The sequence below is a fragment of the Bacillus sp. X1(2014) genome, assembly GCF_007678255.1.
On the sequence record NZ_VEED01000021.1, the window covers coordinates 80,538 to 90,030 of the forward strand.

The window sequence follows — 9,493 nt, forward strand, 5'->3', positions numbered from 1 at the left end:
ATATAACTCTTTCCATAAGATAGGAATAAGAGGCAAGACTAAACTTTTTCAGTTGGAAAGGAAAGATGTGGTGCTTCAATATGAAAAAAAGCGGAGGTTATCAAGATTTGTTTCAAAATCTCCAAGAAAATGGAATGTCATTCGAGCAAGTATTTGAACGAATCGTATCATTTATGAAGCTAGATCCAAATGGAAACTATAAATTAATGGTCGGCACAGATTCTCAAGTCCATAAATCTACGACTGTTTTTATTACCGGGCTTGTCATTCAGAATAAGGGAAAAGGCGTATGGGCATGCATAAGGAAGGTGGTCATTCCTAGGAAAATGACGCACTTGCATGAGCGGATATCTCTTGAACTATCATTAACGGAAGAAATTGTTTCTATGTTCACCGAAGAAAGGAAAAATGAGTTAATTAACATTGTCCTTCCCTATATCTATCAAGGAGCAACCTTCACCATGGAGGGGCATATTGATATTGGTGCAGGAAAGCGGAACAAGACGAGTGAGTTTGTGAAAGAAATGGTTACCAGAATTGAATCTATGGGCGTTGAACCAAAAATCAAACCAAACGCCTTTGTTGCTTCCAGCTATGCAAATCGATACACCAAATAAGGGTATCAGACATCACGAAACACCGTGGTGCCTGACACCCTTTTTTATTCTCCAAATTTAAACACATTCCAATTCAACTTTAACGGTTGTGCCCTTGCCCATTTTACTATCAATGTTCATGATGCCGTTGTGTTCCTGGATAATTTTATTGCTGACGGTTAGACCGAGTCCAATTCCTTTGTCCTTCGTCGTATAGAAGGGTGTTCCCAAATAGCGCATCAACTCGGTGTCAATTCCCATCCCTTCATCTGAAATAAGTATCTGCACATAATTGCCTTCCATCCTATGGACATCAATATTGACATTCCCGCCAAATGGCATCGATTCAATTGCATTTTTTAAAAAATTAACAAAAACCTGTTTCAATTGATTAGGATTGCAATTTAAAATGATATCATTTTTTCGATAATGATTTTTAATCTGTACATTATGCAACAATGCCTGTGGATGTAAAATATTAACCGTACTTTCTAAGATTGTATGTAAGCTTTCTTGTTCAAATTGAATCGCCTGTGGCTTTGCCAACGACATAAATTCATTGACGATGATATCAATCCGATCTAGTTCGTTCATGATGATTGATAAATATTCATCTTGCTTTTTTTTGTTGTTCGTGTCTTTCAAAAGCTTTGAAAAACCTTTTAATGAGGTTAAAGGGTTTCGTATCTCATGAGCAACCCCGGCAGCTAATTGACCGATAATTGAAAGCCGGTCTAAATTTCGGAGTGCATCATCATTTTTAATCCGGTCTGTGATATTTCTGCCAACTGTGACATAGGAATCAATCTCACCTTGTTCATTAAAGATGGGAGAAATAGTGGTCTCCGAATAGATTACTTCATTCCCACCCGTTTTGACCTGCGTTTGAAGCAGTTGAGGTTCCTCTGTTTCTATTAACCTTTGACAAACCTCTTTAATATGGGCAATTTCCTCTGGTAAGATAAGATCATAGACAGTTTTACCTATTAATTGGTCGGGGGTATACCCAATCCCGGCCTCATGTGAGGGTGAAGCATAGACAATCTTACCATCCTTTGAATACACCTTGATCATATCGTTGGCATTTTCTGTAATTAACTTGTACAGTTCGCGTGTTCTTTTTAGTTCTCTTTCAATATTAATATGCTCCGTAATATCCCGAAAGATTGCCAGGACGGCAATAATCTCCCCACAACGATTTCGAAAAGGCGAATACGAAACTGCAATATCAAGAATGGACCCGTCTTTATGGTATTGTTGAGTTACCATATCGGAAAATGCTTCACCACGTTTAACTAGTTCTATCGTTTCATTCACTATGTCCGGATTAGGAAATTCATCAATTCTTCTACCTATTACATCGTCCTCTGTATAACCAAATATTCTTGTATACATTTGGTTCACTCGAATAAACCGATTCTCCATATCAACCATACAAATCCCGTCCGCTGTACAGTCTAAAAATAAGTCGATTAAATCATCTGGATTATAAACTACATAATCCTTCTCATTCGTAAAAATCGGGAAAAACTTTGACATAGAGATCTCTCCAAACACATCAATTATACTCTTAATCTCCATTTTACAGAGTTTTTCGATAAAGAAAAGAAGAATTTTACAAGTGGGATATCAGTATGGTATTAGTTAGGTGTCAAGTATGGTGTAAACTGCGGTGTCAGGTACCACAGAAGGAGACTATTGTTCATTCTGTCCTCCATACACGGACAACCGCGGGTAGGTGTTGATACACAAAAAAACGCTTGGACCACTGGGAAGCGGCCAAGCGTGTCTCTCGCTTTTTATGAAGGGCTGTTTGGGGGTTGATTAATCGACTGGGCGGTCCTCAAAATTGTAGTCAACGGATCCTGCTGCAACACGTGCCTTTTCTAATGCTGGCGTTTCCGGACGGGCAATTTGATAAACGGATGCACCTACAATCTCCGCAGCCTGCTGCAGCTTTTCCTTGCTGATTTTATCTAATGTATCCGTTGGCTGATGATACCACGGCTCTACCGGTGAGTGGATAAACAGTGCGGATGGAATTCCCAATTCATGGAACGGCTGGTGGTCACTTCGCCCTAATTGTCCATAAGGAATAGCTACATTCATCGTCCTTACTCCTGCTGCAGCTCCTAAATCGGTAACTAGGTTCTTCTTACCGTCAATGGTATACATAATTAAGCCGCCCGCTGGATGATCCGCTCCGGCATCCCGGCCGCCGATCATATCCATTTGGAAGTGGGCAACCATACGGTCCACGTCACTTTGCGGAAGCTTGGAAGCATAAAAAGATGATCCTACTAAACCTCTTTCCTCTGAACCAAAGGTTAAGAAACGAACTTCCGTATCAATTGGCGCTTTTGCAAAAATCCTCGCTAATTCTAGAACGGCAGATACCCCTGAAGCATCATCGTTTGCCCCTGGTCCCCCATGAACAGAATCATGATGGGCACCGACTGTAACGATTTGGCCGGTATCTTTGTTATTTTTCGGCTCAAAGAAAAAGCACGCAGTTTAGACAGATATTTCTATCAAACTGCGTGCTTACATTTATTTACCTTTTTTTTAAACTATTATAATGCACTTTCAATTTCTTTAGCCATTGATTTAACAGATTTTAAGCCACCGCCACTTAGGTACCAGGTGTCTGCATCAAGGTAGACAATCTTATTGTTCTTAAAGGCCGTTGTTTTTTTAACTAATTCATTTTCAATGATTTCCTTTGCACCAATTTCTCCACCGACTGCCGTAGCACGGTCGATCACAAACAATACGTCAGGATTTTTCTCCATAATGTATTCAAATGTAATACTCTGTCCATGCGTGGACACCTCGATGCCTTTATCGGCTGCTCCAAATCCAAAGACATCATGGACTACGCCGAAACGGGAGCTTGGTCCGTAAGCACTGACTTTGCCTTCATTCGCTAAAAGAATGAGACCTTTCTTATTAGAAGCCGAAGCTTGTTGATTTAACTTTTCAATACTAGCATTAATATCTTTTAGTTCGCTCGCTACCTTGTCTTCTTTACCAAACAGTTCACCAACCAGCTTCATGTTTTTCTCAAAGGATTCCATGTATTTTGCATAATCAATGCCAATAAAGACAGTTGGTGCAATCTCAGCAAACTGATCATATAATTCGGCTTGGCGTGTTGAGATAAAGATCACATCTGGCTGCAGCTCGTGAATGGCTTCAAAGTCCGGCTCTTTTAAACTTCCGACATTCGTATATTTCTTATCCGCATATTTTTTCAAATAGGATGGAACCGCTGTTTGTGGTACCCCTGTGACATTAATACCTAACTCATCTAGGGTATCTAGGACACCAAAATCAAAAACGACTACCTTTTCCGGGTTCTTCTTCACCTCAGCCTCGCCATATTGATGCTTAATCGTCATTTTCTCTGCTGTTTCATTGTTGGCAGATGCCGTTTCAGTTTGCCCCTTTTCCTTTGAACCACACGCGGCTAACACAAGAATCATGGCAAAAACTAGCGTAAATAAACTCCATTTTTTCATCTTTAAAACTCCCCTTTTTTATGATTTAAAATAAACACAGATTCTGCAATCATTCATTTCCTGAATCGGAATTTCCATATCATAAATCTCACTCAACGCCTTTGACTGAATAATCTCCTCGGTCGGCCCATCCTTCACGACCTTTCCATCCTTCATGGCAACAATCCGGTCAGAATAGACCGATGCAAAGTTGATATCATGGAGAACAATAACGACAGTTTTGCCCAGCTCATCGACCAATCTCCGTAAGATTTTCATAATCTGAACAGAGTGCTTCATATCCAAATTATTTAACGGTTCATCAAGGAGAATATACTCTGTATCTTGCGCGATCACCATCGCAATAAAGGCACGCTGGCGCTGCCCACCGGATAATTCATCTAAAAATCTATCCTGAATTTCAATTAAATGCATATACTCGAGCGATTGGTCGACAATCCGTTCATCGTCCTGCGTTAACCGCCCTTTTGAATATGGGAATCTCCCAAAGGAAACAAGTTCTCGGATTGTGAGGCGGACATTCATATAATTCGACTGCTTTAAAATTGAAACCCGCTTGGCAAAATCATTCGATTTCATCCGGCGAACATCTGATTGATCAATCAGCACTTCACCTGTATCGGCATCGAGCAAACGGCTGACCATCGACAGTAGTGTGGATTTCCCTGCGCCGTTTGGGCCTATAAACGATGTTATTTTTCCAGGTTGAATATTGATCGTAACATCTTCTACCACAGGTTTTTTCCGTAAAACTTTGACAATGATCTCACTGTTATCATGCAGTTTTCCTCCCCTTTAGCAGTAAATAGATGAAATAGACACCGCCGATAAAGTTGATAATGACACTTAACGTTGTCGAAAAAGTAAAGACCCGTTCAACAAACCACTGTCCCCCGACAAGTGCAATGATACTCATGAGAACCGCACCGCTTATCAAAGTCTTGTGTTTGTAAGTATGAAAAAATTGATAGGACAGGTTGGCAACTATTAATCCAAAAAATGTTATCGGTCCTACTAGTGCTGTTGAGATTGAAATAAAGATAGCAACAATGACAAGCATTTGCTTCACAATTGAATCATATGGAACTCCTAGATTAATCGCCATCTCCCGCCCTAGTGATAAAACATCGAGATACTTTATATACCGCCATGCATAAATCAGCACAAGCAATACGATAACAATCGCCATCCACACTAGATCTGAATTGATATTATTGAAACTAGCAAACATCCGGTCTTGAACAATCAGAAACTCATTTGGATCAATCAGAACTTGTAAAAACGTCGAGATACTCGAAAAGAATGTCCCAACAATAATTCCAATCAATAATAAAAAGTAGATGGATTGACCGCCCTTTTTAAACAAGAACCGATATAAGAAAAGAGCAAACACAATCATCACTGCAACCGAAAGTAAAAAGTTTATCTGTTTATTGGTGACAATTAGATGGGAAGAACCTAGGAAAAAAATAATCACCGTCTGTAATAAAAGATAAAGGGCATCTAATCCCATAATGCTTGGCGTTAAAATCCGGTTATGTGTAATCGTTTGAAAAACCACCGTGGCATATGCGATGGTAAAGCCCGTCAGCACCATGGCAAGTACCTTTGTTACCCGCCTTGGCAACGCATAATCAAAGCTTCCATTTAAATCATGAATCAGGTATACGGCACAGCATCCCGCCGCAAGCAATACGAGACAGGCCATTTTCAACGGATTACGCATAGGCCTTCCTCCGAAATAGCAAATATAAAAACGTTCCGCTGCCGATCACACCAACCATAAGACTGATTGAAATCTCATATGGATAAATGAGCACCCGGCCTAAAATATCACAAACCAATAGGAAAATAGCCCCTAGAAATGCTGTATGCGGCAACGTTTTTTGTAGATGGTCGCCTTTAAAAATAGAGATAATATTCGGAATAATTAAGCCGAGAAATGGGATAATTCCGACGGTCAGGACAACGGATGCCGTAATTAGGGCAACGAGTATCAACCCGATATTTACCACACTTCGATAGGCAAGACCTAGATTTTTCGAAAAATCCTCACCCATTCCTGCCACGGTAAAGCGGTTGGCATAAAAATAGGCAATGACTAAAATTGGGATACTTATGTAGAGGAGTTCATAACGACCTTTCATAATCATTGAAAAATCCCCTTGGAGCCAAGCCGACATATTTTGAATGACGTCTGCTCGGTAAGCAAAAAAAGTGGTAACCGAAGACAAAATATTACCAAACATTAAGCCAATCAGCGGTATGTAAATAGCATCCTTAAACTTGATTCGGTCAAGAATCTGCATAAATAAAAAGGTTCCCCCAAGCGCAAACACAAAGGCTACAACCATTTTTTCAAGCATGGTTGCATTGGCAAATACCAACATGGAGACAAGGATTCCAAGTCGGGTGGCATCCAAGGTTCCAGCGGTTGTCGGAGAAACAAATTTGTTCCGGCTCAGTTGCTGCATAATCAATCCAGCGATACTCATCCCTGCCCCCGCGAGTAGAATTGCAACGAGTCTCGGTACCCTGCTCACCAAGAAAATTTGCGTTTCCTCTGTTTGGAAGTCTAGCAAGTCTAGTGGCGAAAGACTGCTAACACCTAAAAATAACGAGGTTGCCGATAAGAATATTAACGCTAACAGTAAATATCGTTTCTTCATAATTGTCCCCATCATTTCTATCATTCTAGCGATCTCTCGATGATAATAATAATAATGATAATGAAAATCATTATCATCAGCTTATAAAGTTGATTATAACATTCAGAAATTTGAAGTCAACACTAATTGAGAACTTCTTTCAATTACAATTCCAATATCATACATTTGTCCCAGATTTTAATTTTCAAAACTACACACCTACTGAATAATAAAATTATCCGTTCCATACTCATATTGGACTTCCTGGACCTCATAAATTGGGCATTAGGAGGTGAATGTAGTGAAAAGATGGCTATTGGCTATATTCTTACCCATAATGATTTTATTGTCTGGATGCTCCAGTGACCCTGTTCAAGATGATTTACTTAATTATGTAAATAAAGAAATGAAGGAAGCTGCGAAATTAGAAGGAACCGCCGTTTCGGCCTATGAAGGAGTCTCGGGTACAAACTATCAGGATGACCAGACCATGTACGATGTCTTAAATCGTGATGTCATTCCCAATTACAGCGAATTTATTAAAGAACTAGATTCTGTAAAGATTGAAACTGATGAGGTAAGAGAAATTCACGAAATATATGTTGAAGGGGCAGAAATACAATTTAACGCCTTTGCTATCATTAAACAGGCGATAGAGGAACAGGATGCAGACTTGATTCAAAAAGCCAACGAAATGTTGGCGGATGCACGAAAACATCTTCGAGATTATCAAACCAAATTGAATAAACTGGCAAAGGAACATGATGTAGAAATTGAAAAATAACCATCTTCTCTGACATAAACCATAAACAAAAATAAGGTCAGTCCTTTAGCTTTTATTTAGCACTAGAGAACTGACCTATTCTTTTCGGGTCAACTATCATGAAGATAGCTTTTTCGCATTGGGGGGAATTCGAAATAAGTTAACAGACGCCAAACCCATTCCAATGGCCCGAATCTAAAGAACCGAAGCCAGAGTGTACTAAAAATAAGCTGGATGACATAAATCGCAACACACAGGTAAAGAGATTGGATATACGTCAATTGATTGAATAAATCTAAAACGTTTCCGGCGAGCAGGATTAGTGCTGTTTGTGAAACATAGTTGGTCAGTGCCATCCTTCCGTAGCTTTTTAAGGGCGAGAGAATCCGCCGGATGATGGGAAAATTCAGAAGCACAAGCAGCATCCCCACATAAAAAGCAGAGACAATCGGACCAATCATGATTCCGATCCGTAAGAATCGCTGTGTTTTCTGAAACTCATCACCTGAACCAAATGCAAACGTGGCATACTGATCCTGATAAATAATACCTGCTACACTTAAAACAAACATAACCCCTGTAAAAACAGTTGTTACTATCCACTGATTTGTCATTCGTTCAAATAATTGAAACTGCCCGGCGGCGATTCCTAACATCATCAACGGGACTACCATAAATATTTTTTCAGCAAACAAACTTATGACGAGCAACATGCCCAGTCCAAAAACAAGATTCACAACCTTGTTCACTCTATAAAATGGTAAGATAATCAGACCGCAAACGGAGTAAATCATTAATGCTTCCCCTGGATGGAATTGTACATGGACAGACCCAAATATAAACAACACAAGAATCCTCCGTAAAAATAACACATACCCATTTTTCCCCTTCGCCATTGATCTCGAGATAAATAGGTAAAACCCCACACCAAACAAAAATGTAAAGATCGTATAAAAGCGCCCTTCTACAAATAAGTATAAAATCCTCCAATACGTTGCATCGCTGGTACTGGAAAGCGGTAATCCCACTGACAATAATGGAATAATATTAACCAAAATAATTCCCATGAGGGCAAAACCTCGTAAATAATCAAGTGCGTCAATCCGCGCGTTGACTTTATTCGAATTCATCTATATCAACTCCACCATCATTATACTCGTTTATCCCCCTTTCACCTATTGAAACCAAACAAAAAAGCTGACACAAAACAATGTGTCAGCTTTACACTTTTTCGCATGTTAGCCTTATTTCTTTACTTTCAGTTTAGCTGATTTACTAGTATTTCCGGCTGGATCTTTTGCATAAACATATATGGTTTTTCCAGCTCTTTGTTTCTTGATTTTCACTTTAAAATTTCCCTTCTTATCAGTGGTTGCTGAGCCAATGACTTTGCTGCCTAATTTAACATAGACTTTGGATGAAGGTTCTGCCTTTCCAGTTACCGAGGTGGATCGCTTCGTCACACTTTTCACTTTCGGAACACTCGGGGCTGTTCTATCTTTCACGGTGACATATGCCGCTTTACTTACATTATTCGCTTTATCTGCAGCTGTAACAGCTAACACCGTCTTCGCCTTTTGTAATGTCTTTAATGTTATCGTAAACTTTCCAAATCTGTCGGCTGTTGCCACTCCAAGTATAGCGGCTCCCTTCTTAACCGTTACTTTTGAGCCCACTTCTGCATATTTTTTAGAGAACGGGCTTGCTTTAGGAAAAAAACAAGTCCTGATATATGCCATTTATATAAAACTCACCGTAATGAATCAAAATGAGGTTCTCTCGGGACTCACTCCTTTTTAATTAAGATGTCTTGTCCTTAATCGAGTAACCAGCAAAGTAAAATAAGTGGAGTTTTTTCGGTTAAATGCAGAATGGAGCTCGTTTCGAAATTAAGTCCGTATAATTGTGTAAAAAGAAAAAGGGGTCAAATTAATTCCTTTTGTCAACAATGTTATCAGCGACGAA

General features: G+C 39.5%; 8 protein-coding genes and 2 pseudogenes. 2 read left to right on the plus strand and 8 right to left on the minus strand.

The annotated features are described in order from the left end of the window. Positions 1-80: 80 nt before the first annotated feature. Positions 81-617: a ribonuclease H-like YkuK family protein gene (locus FS608_RS25520; RefSeq protein ID WP_144555379.1), complete on the plus strand. Its 537-nt coding sequence runs from the start codon at positions 81-83 to the stop codon at positions 615-617. 57 nt (positions 618-674) lie between these two features. Here FS608_RS25520 and FS608_RS25525 read toward each other — a convergent pair whose 3' ends face one another. From FS608_RS25525 to FS608_RS25550, 6 genes and pseudogenes are all read right to left on the minus strand, one after another. Continuing rightward, positions 675-2,135, minus strand: a complete 1,461-nt coding sequence (locus tag FS608_RS25525) for a PAS domain-containing sensor histidine kinase (RefSeq protein ID WP_144555380.1) — start codon at positions 2,133-2,135, stop codon at positions 675-677. Positions 2,136-2,420: 285 nt separating this feature from the next. After that, positions 2,421-3,065 (minus strand): annotated as a pseudogene (locus FS608_RS25530) (M28 family peptidase); the annotation flags it as partial. A 104-nt stretch (positions 3,066-3,169) separates the two neighbouring features. Beyond that, positions 3,170-4,117 carry a siderophore ABC transporter substrate-binding protein gene (locus FS608_RS25535; protein WP_144555382.1) on the minus strand — a complete coding sequence of 316 codons (948 nt, stop codon included), beginning with the start codon at positions 4,115-4,117 and terminating at the stop codon, positions 3,170-3,172. 18 nt (positions 4,118-4,135) lie between these two features. After that, positions 4,136-4,896 (minus strand): annotated as a pseudogene (locus tag FS608_RS25540) (iron ABC transporter ATP-binding protein). Beyond that, entirely contained in the window at positions 4,893-5,843 is a 951-nt protein-coding gene (locus FS608_RS25545; RefSeq protein ID WP_144555384.1) for an iron chelate uptake ABC transporter family permease subunit, read from the minus strand. Before FS608_RS25545 ends, FS608_RS25540 begins: the two are co-directional and overlap by 4 nt. Beyond that, the gene (locus tag FS608_RS25550; protein ID WP_144555385.1) at positions 5,836-6,786 is read right to left on the minus strand and encodes an ABC transporter permease; all 951 of its coding nucleotides are present in this window, start codon (positions 6,784-6,786) and stop codon (positions 5,836-5,838) included. Before FS608_RS25550 ends, FS608_RS25545 begins: the two co-directional genes overlap by 8 nt. Before the next feature lie 280 nt (positions 6,787-7,066). Between FS608_RS25550 and FS608_RS25555 the strand changes: the two genes are divergently transcribed. Then, positions 7,067-7,549 carry a hypothetical protein gene (locus FS608_RS25555; RefSeq protein WP_260871822.1) on the plus strand — a complete coding sequence of 161 codons (483 nt, stop codon included), beginning with the start codon at positions 7,067-7,069 and terminating at the stop codon, positions 7,547-7,549. 89 nt (positions 7,550-7,638) lie between these two features. Here the strand turns inward: FS608_RS25555 and FS608_RS25560 are convergent, their stop codons facing one another. Both FS608_RS25560 and FS608_RS25565 read right to left on the minus strand, forming a co-directional pair. Then, positions 7,639-8,658, minus strand: a complete 1,020-nt coding sequence (locus FS608_RS25560) for a DUF418 domain-containing protein (protein WP_144555386.1) — start codon at positions 8,656-8,658, stop codon at positions 7,639-7,641. Positions 8,659-8,772: 114 nt separating this feature from the next. Further along, positions 8,773-9,267, minus strand: coding sequence for an Ig-like domain-containing protein (locus tag FS608_RS25565; RefSeq protein WP_144555387.1), 495 nt, complete (start codon positions 9,265-9,267; stop codon positions 8,773-8,775). Positions 9,268-9,493 lie beyond the last annotated feature (226 nt).